The sequence below is a fragment of the Chitinophaga sp. GbtcB8 genome, from assembly GCF_019091455.1.
In the GTDB taxonomy this organism is placed as follows: domain Bacteria; phylum Bacteroidota; class Bacteroidia; order Chitinophagales; family Chitinophagaceae; genus Chitinophaga.
Genome location: NZ_JAGXJN010000002.1, coordinates 21,848 through 43,097, shown reverse-complemented (window position 1 = coordinate 43,097; position 21,250 = coordinate 21,848). Strand labels below are relative to the sequence as shown.

Here is a 21,250-nt window from a genome sequence, read left to right as displayed (position 1 = left end):
TGTTATATGATCAGGCTCTATGTCCTCCCTATTGCATTCCTGTTTTTGCTTAGCAGCTGCTTTTTCAAATCAGATAAAACCGGCTCCGCAGATGGTATTATCTGCGAGTACTTGTATACTGACAGTGCCGGCCAGGTGCTGATAACACACGAAAAAGTATTTCATGCCACTTCCAAAAGCACCGGCAACGGTTATACGAGCATAAGCGGTTTTACCAATACCCGTCTTTCTGCCTATGATGTAAAGGATGGCCATCTCCTGGCCCGCACTATTTTTGGCGGAGAATCGGAGGATGCCAGCCTGCTGCTGGCCCTTACGGGCAACCAGCTGTGGTGCGTGAGAAAAAACGAGCAGGTAACCCTGCAAACCTATGATCCGCGTACGCTGAAAGTAAAAGCCAGCGCTGATCAGCTGCTGCTGCAGGCCTCTTTCCTGAAAGAGCACCTGGCTAACCCGGAATGGTACCAGCTGCCGCAGTTCTATGGTTATGATGCCGGCCGCGGTATTATACTCAGTGATGACCAGGGTTTTCATTATGCGCTGAACCCCGTTACCCTGAAAGTGGAAAAGATCACGGATGTAAGCTACGAGCTGCCCCCGCTCAACGACCCGGACATTACAGAATTACGCACGGCTTATAATGATTCTGTTTCACTGCGTCTGGATGGCAGTCCGCGGAATTACCTGGTAATAGAAAATGGTAACCGGCGCCTGGAAAATGATCCCGGTTTTCTGAAAGGCCGTTTCCTGGCAGATAAGAACCTGAGCCGTTTGCAGCAAATGCAGTCGGGGCAGATGCAGGAGGTAAGATCGCTCATCAGCCAGCAGAAAAGCATGGTAGATTCCCTGCAAGTACTGGCCGACAGCCTGCGGCGTAATAAAACGGGCGCGAATATACGCAGTATGGAAACCGCCATACGCGATATGCAGGATCGTATAGACAACCTGGTTAGAAAAGCTGCTACCTCCGGCAGCCTGCACGGCGGTACCGACCGGCTGCTGCTTGCCGGATCTGATAACTTTTTTGTGCTGCAGGCATCCTCTACCAATAAAGATGCAGGCCTGCGGCTTTCTTCCCTGCAATGGGCGCCGGGACAACCCTTACGCCTACACTGGCAAAGCAACCTTACCGGGTTATTTTTTGATCCATCCAAGGCCAAAGAAACCAATGCTTTTAAAGAGGTGTTTTCCAGCGGCAACCCGGAGTTCACCTTCCGCTGGGCCGATATTACCCGGCAACAGCTGCTGCTTACCTGGATGCTGCATACTACCTGCATTGATGTAAGAACAGGTAAAGTGGTTTGGCAGATAAAACATTAATCCCTACCTTACCTCACATTTTCCCTCAAACCCTTTGGCATATGAGATCTAACCATATAATCCTGGTCAACGAACAAGACGAGGCCCTGGCTACCATGGAGAAGCTGGAGGCACATCAGAAAGGGCTTTTACACAGGGCTTTTTCTGTATTTATTGTAAATAGCAAAAATGAAATGCTGCTGCAGCAACGCGCCAGCGGCAAGTACCACTCCGCTGGTTTATGGACCAATGCCTGCTGCAGCCATCCTATGCCGGGCGAGGAAGTAGAGCAGGCCGCACACCGCCGCCTGCAGGAAGAAATGGGATTTGATTGCCCGGTTAAAAAACTGTTCACCTTTACTTACCAGGCATCCTTTGATAATGGCTTAACAGAGCATGAATATGATCATGTGTTCCTGGGTACTTTTGATGGCGCTGTGATCCCGGATGAGGAAGAGGTAGAAGCATACGCATTCTATCCTTTGGCTGAAATAGCCCGCCAGATCAGGGATACGCCGGATCGTTTTACCTACTGGTTTAAAGTGGCCTTCCCAATGGTAACAGAATTATTATAACACTGAAACTAATCAGCTATAAAAAAAGCAGCGGTCAACTGGCCGCTGCTTTTTTAGTATCGTTATATATCAAACCTACAAACGGATAGTATCCGGCAGGTACTTGGCGATCAGGTTTTCGTAATAAGACTTTAGCTCTGATACCACAGGTGGTTTCGGGCTTTTGGAATACAGATCGTATGGGTTAAATTTCTTTACCCATTCAAACATTTCCTTGTCATGATCATCCATCAGGTGCTCATAAGCGCCTTCCCTGTGCTGTGAGTAAAAGGAGTGATAACGGATCATATACAAAGCCGGCTCCGGCAAATAGTCCTTAGTAATGTGGTACAGGTATTCATCATGCCCCCATGACATATGCACGTTCTTTAAACCGCAATTGGGGGAATATACACCGTACTTGGTATTGTAACGCTCATCGTTAATATCCGGGTTGTTGGCAAAAAATTCCGGGTACACGATCTTATCAGAGAACTGGCAGCCTACCGGGAAGGTATCGCCGACTACAGCCCATTGCGCTTCCCCGAACAGGCATAACACTTTGCCCATGTCGTGGATAAAACCGGTTAGCACAAACCAGTCAGGATGGCCGTCTGCACGAATGGCTTCTGCCGTTTGCAGCAGGTGCTGCAGCTGGTCCAGGTCTATATCCGGATCTGAATCATCTACCAGGGTATTCAGAAATTCCATTGCATTCCAAACCGGCATTTCCTTGCGGTTGAACTGCAGGAACTCTTTTTTCTTTTCCTGCACAAAGTCGTATGTCTGGTATTTGTGGTTCAGGCGGTAAAACTCCCGCACTGTATCCCGTTGGGGATTATCATAATTGCGGTATTCTTCTTTTGCTTTGGAAGGCTCTACTCCTTCCGGATAACGTTGCAGCACATCATCTTCCCATTGTTCAATGCTGTTGAGTGGCTGTAGCTCTTTTTCGGAGAATTGATCTTGCACTTTCATACGTGAGCGTTTAATTTTTCATTGGCCGTATGGAATCTTTGATTTCATACGTGATGATTTAATCTTTTACGGGTCGTATGGAACCTTGCGGTTTCATACGTGAGCTTTTAATTTTTTCATTGGCCGTATGGAATCTTCGATTTCATACGTGATGATTTAATCTTTTACCTGAGTAGTTTAATTTTCATTGTTCGTATGAAACCTTACGATCTCACACCTGAGTACTTATTTACAGGGCAGTTGGTCTTACCCCGTTAATTACGTGAATTATGTACCCTAAATTAAACTTTTAAATTGGCTTTTCAAGCTTTTTTTGCAATCGATTAGCAAATTCACAAATTGTTTATAATGAGCGAGTTGCAATTAGCCCTAAAAACATCTTATCCAGCCAGGTTGGCTGTTCCCCGGAATGCCTACCAGAAAACAGTATACAACGCGGTCAGGATCCCAACAATAATAACAGATCCTACAATGAAAGCCGGGTTGGTGCGGAACATTGTCTTATCAATTTGTATAATGCGCGGCAGGTACTTACTGTTACGGTCCAGGAGGGTGATCAGGATCATCAGTCCTATCAGCACCACAAACACAATACTCATACGGTCCAGGAAAGCATAGTCCGGGAACAGGCCATTGGTCCATACCGGCAGGAATTTAAGAACAGTAGACAGCGGGATGGTAAGCACGGCAGCCACCAGTGCAGCGGTAGAGGTAGTGCGCTTCCATATAAAGCCCATCAGGAAAATGGCCAGCACACCAGGCGCAATAAAGCCTACATACTCCTGTATGAACTGGTAGGCCTGATCCAGGGAACGCAGGGCCGGCGCTACCAGGCAGGCTATGCCCATTGCAATGATCACGGTATAGCGGCCGGCACGTACCAGCTGTTTTTCCGTAGCTTCTTTATGAAAGTAACGTTTGTAAATATCCAGTGAAAAAATGGTGGAAATACTATTGGCCTTACCTGCCAGCGACGCTACTATAGCTGCCGTAAGGGCTGCAAAGGCCAGCCCCTTCAGGCCCGGGGGCAACAGGTTCATGAGCGTGGGATAGGCCTGATCAGGTCTTACCGCTCCGGCAGCATCCGTCATTTCATGGGTAAATACGCCGTTCTTGTACAATACATAAGCTGTAATACCCGGCAGCACGGCAATTACCGGCACCAGCAGCTTTAAGAAAGCGGCAAACAAAATACCTTCCCGCGCCGTCTTCAGATCAGCGCCCAGGGCGCGTTGTATAATATATTGGTTACAGCCCCAGTAGTTCAGGTTATTGATCCACATACCGCCTATAAGCACGGAAAGGCCCGGCAGGTCTTTATAATAGGGATGCGACTTATCAAAGATCATGTGAAAATGTGTGGGCGCCTGGTCCTTGATAATGGCCAGTCCTTTCCAGATGTTCCTGCCAAAACCAAAATGTTCGGATACCAGGTTCAGGGCCAGATAAGTGGTTACCAATCCACCCAGCACCAGTACAAATACCTGCACTACATCCGTATACCCGATCACCTTCATACCACCCAGTGTTACAAAAACCGCAAACACTGCCAGCCCTCCTATACACCAGAAAAAGTTGATACCTGAAATAGCATTTATCGCTAATGCACCCAGGTAAATAATGGAGGTAAGGTTCACCAGCACATATACCAGCAGCCAGAAAATAGCCATGACAGTACTTACAGTACCGTTATACCGGTTCAGCAGGAACTGCGGCATGGTATAGATCTTATTTTTCAGGTACACCGGTATAAAGAACACCGCTACAATAATGAGCGTGGCGGCCGACATCCACTCATAGGTGGAAATGGCCAGCCCCAGCGCAAAGCCGGACCCCGACATACCAATGAAATGCTCTGCAGAAATGTTGGAAGCGATCAGGGAAGCCCCGATGGCCCACCAGGTCAGCGATCCCTCTGCCAGGAAAAAGTCTTTGGTGCTGGTAACATTCGCACGCTTACGGCGGTAGATGTAATAGCCATAACCCGCTACCACAATGAAATAGACCAGAAATACCAAGTAATCGGATAAACGAAGATGATTCATAACGGGTGTGCTAAGTGTACAAATGTGCAGATAAATGTGCATATATGCAAATGGCCCGGAGAATGGGCCTTATTTTTGAGTACCTTGCCATACATCAGCTTTTATACCTCCTTATGCTGGAATTAGATAAAAGGGAAGCCCGTTTGCTGCAAAAAGCCATTGACCAATGGCAGCAGGATCAGCTCATAAACCCGGAACAGGCGCAGCAAATGCAGCAAAGCTACCAGGTACGGGAAAATAATATTGAATGGCAAACCATTACCCTCTATATTTTCATTGCGGCTATTTCCTGCGCGCTCATGGCTTTTGGCTCCCTGGTGCTGGATGAAAAGTGGATTGAAGTGATCCGTAAAAAGCTATCGCTTACAGATGGTATTATAGCATTGCTGTTTGCCCTGCTCACTGTATTCCTGTGTTACAGCGGCTTCCGCCGGCAGCAGCAACAACGCTCCTTTTCCCTGAACCAGGAGCTGTTTTGGCTGCTTCCCATACTCAGTACAGGCGTTACCGTAGTATATTTTGGTAAAAGCCTGCAATACCTGGATGGCAATTATGGTTTGTTCTGGTTGCTGGCTACCCTTACCTATGGCGTACTTGCATTTATGTTATCCTCCCGCCTGTTATGGACCGCTACGCTGTTATGTTTAATACCTGCTTATGTAAAGCTTACTTACTTCGTTAGCCACGATGCTTCATGGTTCCTGGGAATGAACCTGCCCTGCCGTTTGTTTGTGCTGTCGGTGATTATGCTGCTGTTACACCGGCTGGCGCTGCGCAGTAAAAAATATCATGCCTTACAGCATATTACCTGGGGCGGTGGCTGGCTGTTGTTATTACTATCTGCCTGGCTGATCTCTGTTTTTGGTAACAGCGGCACCTGGAGCGAGTGGCAGCTGCTGCGCCAATACCAGCTGTTATGGTGGGTGGCTATCTATACCCTGTTATGCGCGGCTGTGATATGGCTGGGCATTAAGCTCCGTGATCCGCTGGTGCGGGACTTTGGCGTGTTATTCCTGTTGCTGGATATGTACACCCGCTATTTTGAATATTTGTGGGACCGTACACACAAAGGTATTTTCTTCAGCATCTTAGCGCTGTCATTTTGGTGGGTTGGGAAAAGGATGGAGAAGTGGAGCAAGAACCGGAAATGATTACGAATTACGCTAAACGCTTAATGCTAAACGCTAAACGCCTAAAGCAAAACACAATCAGCGTTTAGCATTAAGCGTTTAGCGTTAAGCGTACTTCCCTATTTCACCGTCACGCTCTCTACCTTATACCTTCCTGTATCCTGCACGCTCCAATCATAATTACCGGTCATCCAGGTACGTAATACGGCTACATACTTAGTGAGCTCACGGTCTGTTACGCCATCAAAGGAAGGTAACAGGTTTTCCAATGCGGCAAACAGTCTTACTTCCTCATTATGCATGCGGTGCGCTTCATCAACAGCAGCCTGGAAAGAAAGGCCGCGTTCTTTTACCAGGGCTAATACCAGGTTATGTACATCGCCCTGCTCCGCTTCTTTTGCACAGGAAATAATGTCGTTGGTCCAGCATACCACGTTATTACAGGCCAGGGCTAAACGCTGTACCATGGAATGCTGCAGCACCTCGTCCGGCAGGTCTGTTTTTTCACTGATGGCAATAAGCTCCAGATCAACAAACAGCGCGCCGGTGTAAGGCCGCATAATCACATAATCCGCTACGGGCGGGGCTTTGTGGCTGGCCCTGTTATTGGCTTCCCAATGGCAGGCCCTGAAATATTCCTGCATGGTGCGTATAAAACGCAGGCGCCAGGCAGGATGGCTCATGGGTAATAAACGCTGCCATACATCTGCCAGGGCCATTGCAAAAGCACCGCCCTTTTCAGGTTCGGCTATCTGCTGATGCAGGATCTCTAAAAAATAATCGGTCACTTCCTGCAGGCTGCTGGCTTGCTGCCCAAGCTGAGCCTCATCGCACAGGTCATCATGCAGGAATAACCAGGTGTTAAAGTTGGCAAGGACGCACAGCTCTTCATAACCCGCATTGGGAAAAGTACGGGCTACCAGCCAGGCAAACTTTGACCTTTTAAAGCGCGCCAGCGCCACTTCTGTTTTAAGCAAGCCAAAGGTTTGGGCCCATAGTACATTCTGCTGCTCGGCTAACTCTGCAAATTTGTTTACAAGAGAGGGAAACGGATACGACATCCGAGGGAGATGGATCTGTTGCATAATCAATCAGGGATTTAATGGTTAAGAGAAAAAATCGGTTTAGTACATGTGAATGCAATACCAACGGGCACTCCAAAGGGCGGTGGTTTGCAGATAAAGGCTATTTACCCCGGGCAAGCCGGAGGCGCTCCTCCCTGGATAGTGGGAGGGTCAGCAGGTTATCGTCGTGTAGGAAACGCCGTTATAACGGGCACGGTTGGCACAATAAACGTTGAACATAAGATATAGCCATACCGCCTACTCCCTTACTGTTGGCATACAGATATACGGGTATACAGCAGGCGGGCCACTCATGCCCGGGTTGGCACCTGTGGTGTTTCCATATTTTAATGACATAATAATAGCTGTGAAGCCGGGGCGTATTAACAACGAAACAGTATCCTTTGAATATTACAGCCGGATAGGTGGCGCATGAATAGGAGGCATATAAGTCGTGTGTCTTTAAAGAATAAAAATAAAAGGGGAAGCTAAAATAGGGTTAATTGCCTTACGGTAGAAGGTGCTTCTGATACTGCTCTAAAAACATTCTTCTGCTAAATCAGACCATTTCCCCCCTGGGCATACGTTATAAATTTACAAAACTTTTAGTTGATTTTAGCTGACAGCCTTAAATTAGCTGTCCATAATCGCTATTTCCAATTTAACTTTGCGGCATGGCAGAAGACCTTCACATAGTAAGCGGCGATAAAACAGAAAAGTACTATTCCCTGTTACCGCAGATCAAAGGCCTCCTGGAAGGAGAACCTGACCTGGTGGCTAACCTGGCCAATGTGGCCGCAGCATTAAAAGAACAATTCGGCTGGTTTTGGGTAGGCTTTTACTTAGTAAAACAAAATGAGCTGGTGTTAGGCCCCTTCCAGGGACCCGTAGCGTGTACCCGTATACAACGCGGGCGCGGCGTATGCGGCAGCAGCTGGGCACAGGCCAAAACGCTCATTGTGCCGGATGTTGAAAAGTTCCCCGGCCACATTGCCTGCAGCAGCTTATCCCGTTCAGAAATTGTAATACCCATTATACGTAACAGTGAGGTTGTTGGTGTGCTGGATGTGGATAGTGAGCACCTGAATCACTTTGATACCACTGATGCAAAATACCTGGAAGAAATAATTGCCCTGATAGAAATATAGGTACTCACGCTTACCGCTATACGAAGCGTTAATGCACCAGGGTTACATTACCCGACATTTGCTGCGGTACATTGTTCCGGCCGGTAAAGATGCAAATGTACAGGTAACCCTGCGCCTGCTGCAAAATGCCCTTATACATACCATCCCAGCCCTTTTCAGGATCATTGGTCTGGAATATTAATGCACCCCAGCGGTTATATACACGCAGGCTATAGTTACGTATATCATCGTATATTTTAGGGCGGAAAAGATCATTGCTGCCATCTCCGTTAGGACTAAACGCCGTTGGCAAAACCACCATACAATTTTTAAAAGGCGAAGTGATCTCCCCAGAGCCGCTTACACTGCAGCCATTATGGTCCTGGATCTCATACTGGTAAAAACCCGGCTGCAGCTGCCCCATTAAACTATCCGGCTGCCACATACCGCCATTTACCCGGTAGGCATAAGGCGGTGTACCACCCTGCATTAATGGAATGATCTTGCCGTTCTGCGTTTCACTGCAGCTGCAGGGTTTAATGACCGTTTCCCGGATCCGTAAAGGCGGCGGTTCTGTAAGGGCTATTGGCGGCAGCACAGCCACACAGCCCTGCTCATCTTTCACTATCAGCTGGTATGCTGCCGGCGGCAAATGTTCCAGCACCGGTGTGTAGCTGGCATTGTTATTATTCACATAGTAGCGGTAAGGTGCTAAGCCACCGCTGGCATTAATGGTTATTTGGCCGTTCCGCTCCCCGCTGCAACGGGATGGTGTAACAGTGGCATCTGCTGCCAGGTCAGATGTTTGTACGGTGGTGCTGCCTTCTGCAGTAATACCTTTACTGTCTGTAACGGTAACGGTGTAGGTACCTGCCGGCAGTTGCCTTAATTGATTATTATCAGGTGCGTCATGTCCCCAATTGTAATTAAAAGGCGGCGTACCACCGGCCACGGTGAGCAATACCGCACCGGTATTGCTGTTGGCGCAGGTAGTGGTAGTGCTGAATGAAAGTTTCAGCTGCTCATAAATAAAGTTGGAAGTATTATCCAGCAGCACGGCTACGCCATAATCGCTTTTAGAACAGGGGCTGGCATGGTAAGCGCAAAGGGTAATATAAGTATAATCGGCAGAGGGACTGAACAAGGGGCTGTACCGCTGCCAGGTGGTGTGTACAAACTCCCCTGAGCTCCAAAGCAGCTCTGCCGTGTCGCCCGGGGCATGGCCGCCGTAAATAGCCAGGTTACCATAACAGGTGCTATAGGCATAAAAAGCAGTGTACGCCAGGTCAAAGTACATGCTGTAAATATGATCTTTACGCAAAACCCCGTTCAGCTGCTGGGAAATACCTTCTGTGTACTGATCGCCACTATGCAGGCCCACATAACTGTTGCCTTCTGCAGCAGCTAAGCGCACGCCGTAAATGCCGGGTTGTACATCTGCGGTATTCATCCCCAACCATCCGGCAGGCGTAGCATTCATTTGCGGCGTACCGCTCAGGGCTGGGTTGGTAACCGGTATATGTTGTGCAAACAGCTGAATGTGAAGGCATGCGCATACCAGGTACATGCATATAAAGGTTATGCAGTAGCGCGTATTCGTAGTTCCGGGTAGCCTCAAAAGCCTTTCAGCCATCGTACTCATAGGATGTTGGTATGGTCGGTTTCGTAGGATAGCAGCTAATTTCAGGCCATTTCGCCTTTCATTAGTTAGGTGTAATAAGATTACTTTCTAAAGGTATATATATTTTGATTTTCGTAATAATATTATTTTTTTATGAAATCCAGTTAAAAGGAATAAAATTTGCAAATACTTTGGGGTTTAAAACAAGCAGCAAACAATGTTCTTTTTCAAGAAGCGAGCGTCCGAGGCATCCCATACTGGCATCCTGGAATTTATGGAAACAGATATTCATTCACACCTGGTACCTGGTATAGATGATGGCGTGAAAGATCTGGAAACCTCCCTGACCTTTATTGAGCAGTTACAGGAAATGGGTATTAAGAAAATTATTACTACCCCGCATATTATTCTGGACCGTTATCCCAATTCTGTTGATACAATTACCCCGCCTTTCTCCGGTGTAAAAGCAGCTTTACGGGAAAAAGGCAATGACATTGCCATTTCCTTTGCAGCCGAATATTATATGGATGAGCAGTTTGAAGAGCTGATCCCCTCCACTCCCCTGCTTACCCTGCAGGATAAGCTGATACTGGTGGAAATGTCGTTCATGCAGGCGCCGCCCCAGCTGCACCAATGGCTGTTTAAGCTGGCCTCCCATGGTTACCAGCCGGTGCTGGCCCACCCGGAAAGGTATAACCACTATCATGACCAATATGATCAATATGAACAGCTGCGGGAATGGGGCTGCCTGTTACAGGTGAACTTATTATCCATAACCGGCTATTACGGCAAACAGATCCAGAAGGTAGCAGAGAAGCTGCTGGCCGATAAAATGATCACCTTTATTGGTACAGACCTGCACCATCACAAACATATGCAGGCTATACAAAGTATCGGCAAGGATAAGAAGCTGATGAAATTGCTGGATCAGTACGGGTTTAAGAACCGGGAGCTTACACAATTAAGCTAATTTATTTTGTACACGGCTGCATCGGCCGACAGGTAAAGCAGCTGGAAATTGTGGGGTATGCGGGGATCGCCGGGCTGCATCAGGAAAGCATACTGCGGCAAACAGCCGGCCGCTACCCGGTCATATACCAGGTAATTGGCCTTTACATTATTTGCATCAATATTACAGGGAAAACGGGGCGCCTGTTGCCTGGCCCTGGCATTCAGATCCCGATATGTTACCAGCCCGTTCAGATCCCCGTTATAATAAAGCGGCAGCATCAGGAATTTAGATCCCAGATGATAAGCCCTGCCGGGATGATAACACATCAATAGCTTTTCTCCAATGTCAGGATCATGCTGTTTTAAAACCGCCATTATTTGTGCATTATCTTCTATGCCATTGGTATTGTGTAAATAAGCCCTTAGCTGCCAGGAAGCATAAGCAAGATCAAAACAAACAGCAAACAGCAGGATCATCATCAGCGAGCGTTTGCGTGCCGATCTGAATTGGTAGAACAGGGGCCGCAGCTTATAACCTGCAACTGTTCCGTAAATGATAAGCAGCAACAACCAGCTTAAGAATACCTCACTAAAAACAAAAGCCTGGCAAACCAATAGCAGGTAACAGGCAAAGGCTGTCACCAGGGGCAGCACCCTGCGGCTGCGCAGCAATAGGTTGCGGCTGTAATGCTGGGCAAGGTAAAGCAATATGGCTGCTGCACAAAGCGTGCCTGTGACCTGCCCGCGGTAAATGATCAGCCCAAAGCTTTTTATTACATTAAAAAAGAAATTGCCGATGTATTTACCCGGCGCCTGCAAAAAGATATCCCCAACAGAATTGAACCGGTTAATAGCAGACCAGGACCAGGACCACCTTGTTTCCGAATTTGAAAATACTCCCAGGCCTATATTCATATACTGCCAGGTGGCAAGCGGGGAACCGTTCCGCAGGTAATTGATCCACCACCAGGGGCATGATACCAATACAAAACCTGCCAGTATACAACCTCCATAAACTGCTGCCCGCCTGAAGGGATAAAAGCAGAACATGGTAAGCATAAAAGCCGGTAATAGCGAATAGCTGGTATACCTTGTAAGCCCTGCCAGCCCGCAAACAAGGCCAATAAGAAAAAAATGGTAGCCGTTCCCGTTATTCAGATACCGCAGCAGCAAAAGTATAGCCAGCAGGTAAAACAATGTGTCCAGCATATGATTTTCCACCTGCACGCTTAGCTGCAGGAACATAAAGTTGGTAACTACCAGCAACTGCGCCAGGCAGGCTACCAGCCTGTTTGCCACCAGCCTGTAAACAAATTGATATACTATCAGCAGCAGCAGTACGGCTGCCACTACGGAAACCAGCCGGCTTACTTCAAAGCCCGGGTTTACCTGGGCCAGCGTCCCTAATAACAACGGGTATAAGGGTGGCCAGAAATGGGATGCCCATCCATTATAACCATTTCCCCGGAAAATATCTATGCCGGAAAAGTAGTGCATGGTAGCATCACAGTCTGCCAATAAATGATAGCTGCCGGCAATAATAGTCATGGGCAGCAGGTACACAACGGGGATCAAAAAACCGCTGTATAACCAACTTTTTAAGCGTCGCCCTAGAGCGTACATGGAAGATGGGTTTAAACTTAGTTCCATAATCCGCGGATCAATGCCGTTATGCGATGCAGCTGTTCCGGTATAAGGTTAGAGCCGCTGGGTAAGCAAAGCCCCCGGTTAAACAGGTCTTCCGACACATCATTTACATATGCCGGGGCATCTGCAAATACCGGTTGTAAATGCATAGGCTTCCATAAAGGCCTTGAATCTATATTCTCTTTTTCCAGTACCAGCCGTATATCTTCACGGCTAATACCCCCGTTTTCCCGGGGATCAATAAGTATAGTGGTCAGCCAGCGGTTGCTGTAGCTGCCTGCCGGCTCCTGTGAGAATTGTATACCCGGCAGGCCCCCTAAGGCCCTTACGTAATAATCAAATGCAGCGCGGCGCTGGGTAATACGGCAGGGCAATACCTGCATTTGCCCGCGGCCTATGCCTGCACATACATTGCTCATACGGTAATTGAAACCAATATGCGTGTGCTGGTAATGCGGGGCCGGGTCACGGGCCTGGGTGGCCAGGAAGCGGGCATCCTGTATAAGCGTTTCATCGTCGCTGATCAGGGCGCCGCCGCCACTGGTGGTAATGATCTTATTGCCATTAAAGCTTAAAATGCCTAATGTGCCTAATGTGCCACAGGCATTACTGTTATAAACAGATCCCAGCGCTTCTGCCGCATCTTCCACTACTGGTATGTTATACCTGGCGGCTATGTGCAGTATCTCTTTCATTTTTGCAGGCATACCGTACAGGTGTACGGGAATAATAGCTTTCAGCTTTTTGCCTTTGACCAGCCGGTCTTTAATGGCGGTTTCCAGTAATACGGGGTCCATGTTCCAGGTATCAGGCTCACTATCTACAAACACCGGTGTAGCGCCCTGGTACACAATAGGGTTGGCTGAAGCGGAGAAGGTCATGCTCTGGCAGATCACTTCATCCCCTCTTTCCACCCCCAGTAATATCAGCGCCAGGTGCAGCGCAGCTGTACCGGATGATAATGCGGCTACATGCCCTGCGCCGGTGAACTGCGCCAGGTCTTTCTCAAAACCATCTACCAGCGGGCCCTGGGGGGCTATCCAGTTAGTATCAAATGCTTCCTTAACAAACTCAAATTCCTGCGCTCCCATGTGTGGGGAGGATAACCATATTTTTTCTCGCATACGCGTTTGGGATTATAGCTATGATCAATTACGCCTGCTTACTTTTTAGTATACCTGATTATTTTACCGGGGTTACCTACTACTACGGCATGGTCCGGCACATCTGTGATCACCACGGTACCGGCGCCAATAATAGCCCAGCTGCCAATGTTCATACCCTGTATCACACAGGCGCCTATACCTACATGCGTGCCCTCCCCTACCTTTACATTACCGGCCAGCGCTGCGTTTGGGGATATGTGCACAAAATCGCCCAGCTCACAATCATGATCTACAGAGCAGTTGGTGTTCAGGATCACATGCTGCCCCATTACCACGCTGCTGTTCACACTTACACCGGCCATTATTACGGTGCCTGCGCCAATGCTGCTTCTTACAGATATACTGGCAGCGGGATGTATGGCCGTGGCAAATTGCACACCGGGTAATTGCTGCGCTATTTTTCTCCGGATGCTGTTGTTGCCAATGGTAATGATCAGCTGCGCATCCGCCGGAAAATTATCCGGGGCAAACGGCCCTGGCACCGGGTAATCCAGCAGCTGGGTGCCGGCAGGGTTATCATCAAACACCGCAGGTATGCTGCTGTTATTTTTTTCCAGTATTTCAGCCACTACTTTCCCGTGACCGCTGGCGCCATATAAGTACACTTTGTTCATACGGTAGTTCCTTCAAATTTTTGTGCAGTTGCCTGCCCCTGCTGGCTAATACCTTCTGAGCGGGCAGCTTTTAAAATAGTGAGCCATATAATTTTCAGATCCAGCTGCAGGCTTACATGATCTGCGTACCACACATCATACTTAAACTTTTGCTCCCAGGTAATAGCATTACGCCCATCCACCTGCGCCCAGCCGGTAATGCCAGGCCGCACGCTGTGCCGCCGTTGCTGCTCCGCATTATATAAAGGCAAATACTCCACCAGCAAGGGGCGTGGCCCTACCAGGCACATATCGCCCTTCAGCACATTTATTAATTGCGGTATTTCATCCAGCGATGTTTTGCGCACCAGCTTTCCCACAGCGGTTAAACGTTGTGCATCCGGCAGCAGGCTGCCATTAACATCCCGTTTGTTGTTCATGGTGCGGAACTTAATGATGCAGAATATTTTTCCGTATAGTCCCGGCCGTTGCTGCAGAAAGAAGGGGCGCCCGTTATTGGCTATTCCCAATAACAGCACCAGCAGCAAGCCCAGGGGCAATAGCAACAGCAGCAGCATAAAAGCTGCTATCCTGTCCAGCAGTGGTTTTATGTTATACTTATACCCAGGCATTTTCAGGTACCCTGTTCTTAATTACTTTTTGCTGTATATGATCCAGGTAGCGCAAGGCAAGCACCTGCCGGTCAAAATTAGCTTTGGCATACCGGAAACCATTTTCACCTTCCTGCTCCAGACGTGCGGGATCATTCATGTACTGGCGGATGATGCGGTTATACTCCGCCGCATTTTCCGGTTCCACGTAACAGCCTGCTGCAGCGGTTTCCACCAGCTCGCGCGAAACCCCGTCTATGGCCATGAGTATAGGTTTTTTACAGGCCATATAGTCAAATGTTTTATTGGAGTATACTGTTTTAAAAGTATCTACCTTCTTTAACACAGAAGCCCCCATATCTGACGATAGTATATATTTAAAAACTTCCTGCTTGGGCACCGGGTCTAAGAACACCACGTTAGTGACCTGGCGTTCTTTAGCCAGCTGCTGCAGGCGGTTCTTTTCCATTCCCTGCCCTATTAGCTGAAAAAGCACAGGTGTATCTTCCAGCAGCTTACCAGCATCCAGCACCTGTTCCAGGTGGTTAGCCACGCCATGCGCGCCCACATAGGTGATCACAAAACGGTCCTCCAGCCCGCGCATACGGCGAAAACGCACCGGGTCAAAGGTGTGCAGCAAGTGATCTGTTAAGGAAAAATCTGCAGCGTTGGGAATAAATATCAGCTTGTTTTCCGGCACCTGCTTCTGATCACGCAGGGTATTATAAAAGGCCGGTGTTAATACATTAATAAGCGCAGCCTTGCGGTAAATGAACTTTTCAAACCAATATGCCAGCCGGATAATAAACCGGTTCTTCAGTACCCCGGTATCTATGGCCGATTCCGGCCACAGGTCCCGCACCTCAAATACCAGCGGCAGGCGCTTTAAACGGGAAATAAGGTAACCGGAAAACCCTACGAACAAAGGGGGCGAGGTTACGATCACGACATCATGCTTCCCGCTTACTTTAAATAAACCGGCCCACAGGGAAGCGAACATAAAAGAAAAGTAACCCCATAAACGGCCTATAAAATTTTTGTTATAGGATTCCGATACATGACAACGCCATACGGTTACAGTGCCCTGCTGCTTCTGTTTAAAATACCGGCCTTTGTACTCTGCTCTTTTTCCCGCTGCATTGGCGTGTATCATACCTGCAAGTACGGTTACCGAATGGCCGGCTGCTGTCCAGGAGCGGGTGATCTCATTCCAGCGGGAGCCGCCCGCATCGTCTTCTTCCAGAAAATACTGGTGCACTAAAAGAATATTCATAGTACCGTTATTTCAGTGATGATCTTATTATGCGGAGTTGTAAATACAATCTCGCTGCTTTCTTCCATTATACCGTACAAGGCGGCATGGCGGCCGGGCTGCTGTTGTGGCAGCAATATATTCCCTGCACCATCATGCACCCGCCATTGCAAACGTTGCGGTGAAAGGGTGTGCCAGCGCTGGTGCATTTGTACAGCAGCGGGCTTGCGCCGTACTTCATCCTCAACGATCCATACTGGCCGGCCTTTTTGCTTGCATACACGGCGGTAATGCTGTATGCCTTTTCCTACATGGTGAAAAGCTGTGATCAGGCCTTCCCATATGTATTCATATGTTGATTCGTATAAAACGGCATGCTCACATTGCGTCCAGTTGTACCAGATAAAGCGGGGGCCTTTTTCCATCTGGTCATAGTTATCCAGCATTACGGTATTATGTGAGGCAGTGCCCATAAAATACCGCAGGGTATCTTCATCAGTATTGTACTTATAGCTGCCGGCATCCAGCAGTATATTCTCACCCTGGTACCAGATATCCAGGTGCAGGTTATCGGCCTGCGATGGGCGGTCTTTATGCACACCGCATCTTAAAAAAGTAAGTGTATCCGGCTCCCGGCATATATAATACCCGCCAGCAGGGAACCGGTAGCAGGCATCGCCGGGGCGTAATACCGGTGTTTGTCGTGCAGCGGGTGCTTTCCCGTACCAATACACATCTTCATAAGTATCTGTAAAACCCGCATCCTGCTCCAGTATAGCTGCCAGTGCCTGCAGCTGTGGGCGGTAATCGCGGTAATGCTGCTCATTTAACCGGAAAAACAGCGCACCGTCATTAGCACCGTAATTAGGCAGCCAGCCATTGCTATCGTTCATGCATATACGCAGGAACTGCAGTGAGCTGCTGGCCTGCCCGTTCACCCGGCTGCTCCATGTTTCCCCGTTCAATGCTGCCAGCCGTAAGGCCCAGGTAAGCAGCTGTATCACCACCCGGTTGTAGTTCATGGAAAATTGCAGAAAGGTGCCATCGCTGTATACCTGATAAGCCATCTCCTGCTCAAACCACTGCTTTCCGGCGGCCTTCCATTGGGCGGCGCCGGGTAAGGATGGGTACAACAGGCCGCCCAGGTACAGGGCCAGGGTTTCTGTAAGCGCATGATTATTACGTACTGCTATGCGCGAAAAATGTATGTTGTTGTATACATGATGCAGCTGCCAGTAAATGGCATACTGGATCTTATCAAAAACAGCAGGGGTTAATGCAGGTGAGTTACGGTAATAGAACAGGGCAAAGGTCCAGTTCAGCACACGCAGGCTTATTTCCTGGCTGCACTTGTAGTGCGGGCCGCAGTTGACCTTATTGGTATTGATCCAGGAAAGTATTTCTTCCAGCGCATAGGCAGCGCAGTCTTCCCCGAAATGATAGTCGTAGCGGATAATATCATACAGGTAGGCAAAACGCGCCTTTTCCCATACAAACTTAATATCCCCTGCTTCGCTGGAATAATCATTCACAATGGTCCAGTGCCGGCTGCCGTCATAAACATGCCCGGAGTCCGGGTTTTGCAGCCAGTTAGGGGCGGTGCCCAGGTTACGCAGCGGACCGCTGAAAAAAGATAGCTGTCCTTTACGCAGCTGCCGGTAACGCTCCTGCAGCGCAGGCTGCGGCTGCCGGGGGAATGTGATCTGCTCCCGGCTTTGAAAAAAGAACTGTACGGGCTGCGCCTTCCATTCTTCCAGCGAAAGATATTGCCGGAAAGGGGGCGCCTGCGGAAAACGCTTTTTAAGCCAGCCGCTTTTCCGCTGCAGCTCGTAGGCTGAGCGGAAGGCGATATAACGCCAGCCCATATTACGTGCTACGTGTAGCCCTTTGCGTATTGTATGCAATGTGCTCATGCTACCTGTGCGGTTTGGGTTTGTATGCTGAGCAGCGCTACCAGCGCATCTGCAATACGTTCTGCCGTATGCCCGTCCCATAAAGGCGGTATGCCCCCCTGCTTCCATTTACCGGCAAATAGCAGCTCCATAGCAGGGCCCAGGGCTGCAGGATCTGTACCTAATAATACATTGGTACCTACCGTACAGGTTTCCGGCCTTTCCGTACTATCCCGCAGGGTCATGCAGGGCACGCCCATTACTGTTGTTTCTTCTGTAATGCCGCCGGAGTCGGTGATCACTGCTTTTGCATGCGCTACCAGGTAATTAAATTCCAGGTAGCCTAAAGGCGTGGTGAAATATAAATTGGGATGCGCCAGCGCTATACGTTCCAGCTGTTTGGCCGTACGCGGGTGTACGGGGAATATTACCGGCAGCTGCCGGCTGTTAAACATAATCTCATTGATCAATACTGCCAGGTGATCTTCTTCATCTACATTAGCCGGGCGGTGCAGGGTCATTACCAGGTATTGCTGCGGTTGTAAACCGGCCTGCTCCCAAACAGGGGGTGCATAAAATCGGGAGCGGTTCTTCAGCAGCGTATCTATCATAGTGTTGCCTACAAAGAACAGCTGCGCGGCTGTTTTACCTTCCCTGCGCAGGTTTTCATTGGCTATTTCAGAGGTTGTGAAAAAATAATCTGCAATAGCATCTGTTACCATGCGGTTTATTTCTTCCGGCATAGTTATATCACCGGAGCGGATGCCCGCTTCCACATGCGCTACTTTTACGTGCATCTTTTTTGCTACGATAGAGCATGCCAGCGTGGAGGTTACATCGCCCACCACCAATACCAGGCTGCTGGGATGCGCCATCAGCTCCTTTTCAAAACGTACCATAATGTTGGCGGTTTGCTCTGCCTGTGTGCCGCCGCCTGCTTCCAGGTTGGCATGCGGTTCCGGTATGCCCAGCTGCTCAAAGAACGACTGGCTCATGTTGGCATCATAATGCTGACCGGTGTGCACCAGCCGGTAGCTGATGTTATATCCCTGCTGCTGTTTATTATGAAGGGCGGCTATAACCGGGGCTATTTTCATAAAATTGGGCCGCGCCCCTGCAATTATAGTGATCTGCATATACACAACATTTTACATTACATCAATATGGTTTAATACCACCTGTGGCTGCAGCTCAGGCTGCGCCTGCTCCTGCAGGGAGATCCATTTGCCCTGCTGCATACTTTCTATGGCGGCAAAACTGGCCAGGGTGGTATTTATTATTTCATCAAATGGTATAAGCGCCGGGCCACCTTTACAGATGCGTTCATTGAACAACCGGCATTGGTTGGCATGGCCTTTATTCAGCGGTGTTTTCAATTTTGAAAATCCTTTAAAGCCATATGCACGGGTAATGCGGAAGTTATCTATGATGGCGGTACGCTCCTGCGTATATACCTCTATTCTTTCTTTTGCATAAGCTTTGGAGCCGTTGGAGAAATAGTTGATCACCCCTGTGGAGCCGTTCTCATACTTTAACAGGATGGTTGCATTATCCGTTTGTGCAGTGGGATGGCTGCCCATGGCATTCATACATACAGCTGTTACCCTGCTGCCAGTTAAATAGGTGATCAGGTCTATAAAATGACAGGCCTCACCTATAATACGGCCGCCTCCTGTTTTACTGTCATGCACCCATACATTCAGCGGTATAAAGCCGGCATTCATGGTGGCAATTACATTCATAGGCGCATCGCCCACCAGCTGTTTTACTTTTTGCGCGTGGGGCGAATGGCGGCGGTTAAAGCCTACGGTAAGGGTTACACTGCCATCGTACGCCTGCTGTATAGCTTCCAGCTCCTCCCGGTTCAGGGCCAAAGGTTTTTCTACAAACACATGCTTGCCTGCCTGCATGGCCTGCAATACCATAACAGCGTGGGTATTATGCCGGGTGGTGATCAGCACTGCATCTACCTCCGGGTCCGTCAATATTTCCTGGTGGTGGGTGGTGCTGATGGGAATATGATGTTTACGGGCCAGCGTAGTACCCGTAACGCCGCTGTTGCTGGCAATGTATTTAATGCGGGCGCCGGCTTTTTGTAATGCAGGCAGCAGGGTCATTTTAGTAAAGTTACCGGCTCCTATAATGCCCATTACCCCATTTGCACCTGCAAATGAAGCAACAGGCATTATTTGTACGGAGGACCGGTGTGCGGTATTAAGAGGATAAATAAGAACAGACGCTATAGAACGGCTTTGCCCAATGTGTGCATAGATCTCCTGGTAGTCCTGCAGCGGCACACGTTCCGTAATTAACGGCAATACCTGCAGGTGGCCGGCGGCCATGGCCTGCAGCACGGCTTCAAAATTCCGCTGTTCCGTCCACCGTACAAACGGTAACGGATAATCGTAACCTTTCTGCTCATACTGCTCATCATACCTGCCGGGGCCATAGGAGCAGGATACCTGGAAGCTGAGCTCTTTTTCATAAAAGGCTGCACGGTTTATCTGCAGTCCCACTACGCCTACCAGTATAATACGGCCACGTTTACGGCTCATATGCGCGGCCTGTGTAATAATCTCATCTGATTTTGCAGAAGCGGTGATAATAACACCATCTGCACCGGTACCATTGGTAAGGGTGGTTACATATTTAACTACATCCGTACCTTCTGAAGGGTTAATGCCGGTAATGCCCTGCTGCCGGGCCAGGGCTATTTTTGCGGGGTCAAGGTCCACCCCAATTACCCGGCAACCATTGGCCTGTAATAATTGTGCGGTCAGTAATCCTATCAGGCCCAGGCCTATTACTACAATGGTTTCCCCAAAGGTGGGGTTACAAAGACGTATGCCCTGCAGTCCAATGGAGCCTATTACGGTAAATGCGGCTTCTTCATCTGTTACATTATCCGGTACCAGTGCAGCCAGGTGTTTAGGCACACATACAAACTCCGCATGCGGCCCGTTAGAGGCTACGCGGTCGCCTATCTTAAATTCGCTCACCCCTTCCCCTACTGCTATTACATTGCCTACATTACAATAACCCAACGGCAAGGGCTGTTCCAGCTTATTAAAAACAGCTTCCAGGGTGGGCATCAATCCATCTGTTTTAATTTTATCCAGCACCTGCCGTACTTTATCCGGCTGCTGCCGGGCCTTTTGCACCAGGTTGGCTTTGCCGAATTCTACCAGCATACGTTCTGTACCAAGTGATACCAGGCTGCGGGTGGTTTGAATAAGGATGCTGCCTCTGCTCACCTGCGGCGCCGGCACTTCTTCCAGGATGGTAGCTCCTGTCTTAAACGATTGAATAAGCTGTTTCAT

General features: G+C 48.8%; 17 protein-coding genes. 5 read left to right on the top strand and 12 right to left on the bottom strand.

Annotated features, from left to right (window positions below; all coding sequences use genetic code 11):
* The first annotated feature begins 6 nt into the window (after nucleotides 1–6).
* A complete protein-coding gene (locus KVT36_RS03265) occupies nucleotides 7–1,320 on the top strand; it encodes a PA2928 family protein (protein ID WP_217602071.1) in 1,314 nt (437 codons plus the stop codon).
* 41 nt (nucleotides 1,321–1,361) lie between these two features.
* Entirely contained in the window at nucleotides 1,362–1,874 is a 513-nt protein-coding gene (idi, locus tag KVT36_RS03260; RefSeq protein WP_217602070.1) for an isopentenyl-diphosphate Delta-isomerase, read from the top strand.
* Between the two features lie 75 nt (nucleotides 1,875–1,949).
* Here idi and KVT36_RS03255 read toward each other — a convergent pair whose 3' ends face one another.
* Both KVT36_RS03255 and KVT36_RS03250 read right to left on the bottom strand, forming a co-directional pair.
* Entirely contained in the window at nucleotides 1,950–2,831 is an 882-nt protein-coding gene (locus tag KVT36_RS03255) for an inositol oxygenase (protein ID WP_217602069.1), read from the bottom strand.
* Between the two features lie 413 nt (nucleotides 2,832–3,244).
* Nucleotides 3,245–4,876, bottom strand: coding sequence for a sodium/sugar symporter (locus KVT36_RS03250; protein ID WP_217602068.1), 1,632 nt, complete (start codon nucleotides 4,874–4,876; stop codon nucleotides 3,245–3,247).
* A gap of 113 nt (nucleotides 4,877–4,989) precedes the next feature.
* On the opposite strand from KVT36_RS03250, the gene KVT36_RS03245 reads away from it, so the two are divergent.
* The gene (locus KVT36_RS03245) at nucleotides 4,990–6,027 is read left to right on the top strand and encodes a DUF2157 domain-containing protein (RefSeq protein ID WP_217602067.1); all 1,038 of its coding nucleotides are present in this window, start codon (nucleotides 4,990–4,992) and stop codon (nucleotides 6,025–6,027) included.
* Between the two features lie 98 nt (nucleotides 6,028–6,125).
* Here the strand turns inward: KVT36_RS03245 and KVT36_RS03240 are convergent, their stop codons facing one another.
* A complete protein-coding gene (locus tag KVT36_RS03240) occupies nucleotides 6,126–7,067 on the bottom strand; it encodes a terpene synthase family protein (protein WP_217602066.1) in 942 nt (313 codons plus the stop codon).
* Between the two features lie 677 nt (nucleotides 7,068–7,744).
* On the opposite strand from KVT36_RS03240, the gene KVT36_RS03235 reads away from it, so the two are divergent.
* Nucleotides 7,745–8,218: a GAF domain-containing protein gene (locus tag KVT36_RS03235; RefSeq protein WP_217602065.1), complete on the top strand. Its 474-nt coding sequence runs from the start codon at nucleotides 7,745–7,747 to the stop codon at nucleotides 8,216–8,218.
* A gap of 28 nt (nucleotides 8,219–8,246) precedes the next feature.
* Here KVT36_RS03235 and KVT36_RS03230 read toward each other — a convergent pair whose 3' ends face one another.
* Nucleotides 8,247–9,764: a gliding motility-associated C-terminal domain-containing protein gene (locus KVT36_RS03230; protein WP_217602064.1), complete on the bottom strand. Its 1,518-nt coding sequence runs from the start codon at nucleotides 9,762–9,764 to the stop codon at nucleotides 8,247–8,249.
* A gap of 328 nt (nucleotides 9,765–10,092) precedes the next feature.
* On the opposite strand from KVT36_RS03230, the gene KVT36_RS03225 reads away from it, so the two are divergent.
* Entirely contained in the window at nucleotides 10,093–10,788 is a 696-nt protein-coding gene (locus tag KVT36_RS03225) for a tyrosine-protein phosphatase (protein WP_217602063.1), read from the top strand.
* Here the strand turns inward: KVT36_RS03225 and KVT36_RS03220 are convergent.
* From KVT36_RS03220 to KVT36_RS03185, 8 genes are all read right to left on the bottom strand, one after another.
* Nucleotides 10,785–12,344 (bottom strand): glycosyltransferase family 39 protein, encoded by a 1,560-nt coding sequence (locus KVT36_RS03220; protein WP_217602062.1) that lies wholly within the window; start codon nucleotides 12,342–12,344, stop codon nucleotides 10,785–10,787. The two genes, KVT36_RS03225 and KVT36_RS03220, sit on opposite strands and share 4 nt — an antisense overlap.
* A 65-nt stretch (nucleotides 12,345–12,409) precedes the next feature.
* Nucleotides 12,410–13,540, bottom strand: a complete 1,131-nt coding sequence (locus KVT36_RS03215) for an aminotransferase class I/II-fold pyridoxal phosphate-dependent enzyme (RefSeq protein WP_217602061.1) — start codon at nucleotides 13,538–13,540, stop codon at nucleotides 12,410–12,412.
* A gap of 38 nt (nucleotides 13,541–13,578) precedes the next feature.
* Nucleotides 13,579–14,196 (bottom strand): acetyltransferase, encoded by a 618-nt coding sequence (locus tag KVT36_RS03210; protein ID WP_217602060.1) that lies wholly within the window; start codon nucleotides 14,194–14,196, stop codon nucleotides 13,579–13,581.
* Nucleotides 14,193–14,807, bottom strand: coding sequence for a sugar transferase (locus tag KVT36_RS03205; protein ID WP_217602059.1), 615 nt, complete (start codon nucleotides 14,805–14,807; stop codon nucleotides 14,193–14,195). Before KVT36_RS03205 ends, KVT36_RS03210 begins: the two co-directional genes overlap by 4 nt.
* The gene (locus KVT36_RS03200) at nucleotides 14,794–16,059 is read right to left on the bottom strand and encodes a glycosyltransferase family 4 protein (protein WP_217602058.1); all 1,266 of its coding nucleotides are present in this window, start codon (nucleotides 16,057–16,059) and stop codon (nucleotides 14,794–14,796) included. Before KVT36_RS03200 ends, KVT36_RS03205 begins: the two co-directional genes overlap by 14 nt.
* Nucleotides 16,056–17,951 (bottom strand): alginate lyase family protein, encoded by a 1,896-nt coding sequence (locus KVT36_RS03195; RefSeq protein ID WP_217602057.1) that lies wholly within the window; start codon nucleotides 17,949–17,951, stop codon nucleotides 16,056–16,058. Before KVT36_RS03195 ends, KVT36_RS03200 begins: the two co-directional genes overlap by 4 nt.
* Nucleotides 17,948–19,066 (bottom strand): non-hydrolyzing UDP-N-acetylglucosamine 2-epimerase, encoded by a 1,119-nt coding sequence (gene wecB, locus KVT36_RS03190; protein ID WP_217602056.1) that lies wholly within the window; start codon nucleotides 19,064–19,066, stop codon nucleotides 17,948–17,950. Before wecB ends, KVT36_RS03195 begins: the two co-directional genes overlap by 4 nt.
* A gap of 12 nt (nucleotides 19,067–19,078) precedes the next feature.
* Entirely contained in the window at nucleotides 19,079–21,250 is a 2,172-nt protein-coding gene (locus KVT36_RS03185) for a bi-domain-containing oxidoreductase (RefSeq protein ID WP_217602055.1), read from the bottom strand.

Coding starts and splice junctions, on each gene's coding strand:
- KVT36_RS03265 (WP_217602071.1), top strand. CDS start 7: ATGATCAGGCTCTATGTCCTCCCTATTGCATTCCTGTTTTTGCTTAGC.
- idi (WP_217602070.1), top strand. CDS start 1,362: ATGAGATCTAACCATATAATCCTGGTCAACGAACAAGACGAGGCCCTG.
- KVT36_RS03255 (WP_217602069.1), bottom strand. CDS start 2,831: ATGAAAGTGCAAGATCAATTCTCCGAAAAAGAGCTACAGCCACTCAAC.
- KVT36_RS03250 (WP_217602068.1), bottom strand. CDS start 4,876: ATGAATCATCTTCGTTTATCCGATTACTTGGTATTTCTGGTCTATTTC.
- KVT36_RS03245 (WP_217602067.1), top strand. CDS start 4,990: ATGCTGGAATTAGATAAAAGGGAAGCCCGTTTGCTGCAAAAAGCCATT.
- KVT36_RS03240 (WP_217602066.1), bottom strand. CDS start 7,067: ATGTCGTATCCGTTTCCCTCTCTTGTAAACAAATTTGCAGAGTTAGCC.
- KVT36_RS03235 (WP_217602065.1), top strand. CDS start 7,745: ATGGCAGAAGACCTTCACATAGTAAGCGGCGATAAAACAGAAAAGTAC.
- KVT36_RS03230 (WP_217602064.1), bottom strand. CDS start 9,764: ATGTACCTGGTATGCGCATGCCTTCACATTCAGCTGTTTGCACAACAT.
- KVT36_RS03225 (WP_217602063.1), top strand. CDS start 10,093: ATGGAAACAGATATTCATTCACACCTGGTACCTGGTATAGATGATGGC.
- KVT36_RS03215 (WP_217602061.1), bottom strand. CDS start 13,540: ATGCGAGAAAAAATATGGTTATCCTCCCCACACATGGGAGCGCAGGAA.
- KVT36_RS03210 (WP_217602060.1), bottom strand. CDS start 14,196: ATGAACAAAGTGTACTTATATGGCGCCAGCGGTCACGGGAAAGTAGTG.
- KVT36_RS03205 (WP_217602059.1), bottom strand. CDS start 14,807: ATGCCTGGGTATAAGTATAACATAAAACCACTGCTGGACAGGATAGCA.
- KVT36_RS03200 (WP_217602058.1), bottom strand. CDS start 16,059: ATGAATATTCTTTTAGTGCACCAGTATTTTCTGGAAGAAGACGATGCG.
- KVT36_RS03195 (WP_217602057.1), bottom strand. CDS start 17,951: ATGAGCACATTGCATACAATACGCAAAGGGCTACACGTAGCACGTAAT.
- wecB (WP_217602056.1), bottom strand. CDS start 19,066: ATGCAGATCACTATAATTGCAGGGGCGCGGCCCAATTTTATGAAAATA.
- KVT36_RS03185 (WP_217602055.1), bottom strand. CDS start 21,250: ATGAAACAGCTTATTCAATCGTTTAAGACAGGAGCTACCATCCTGGAA.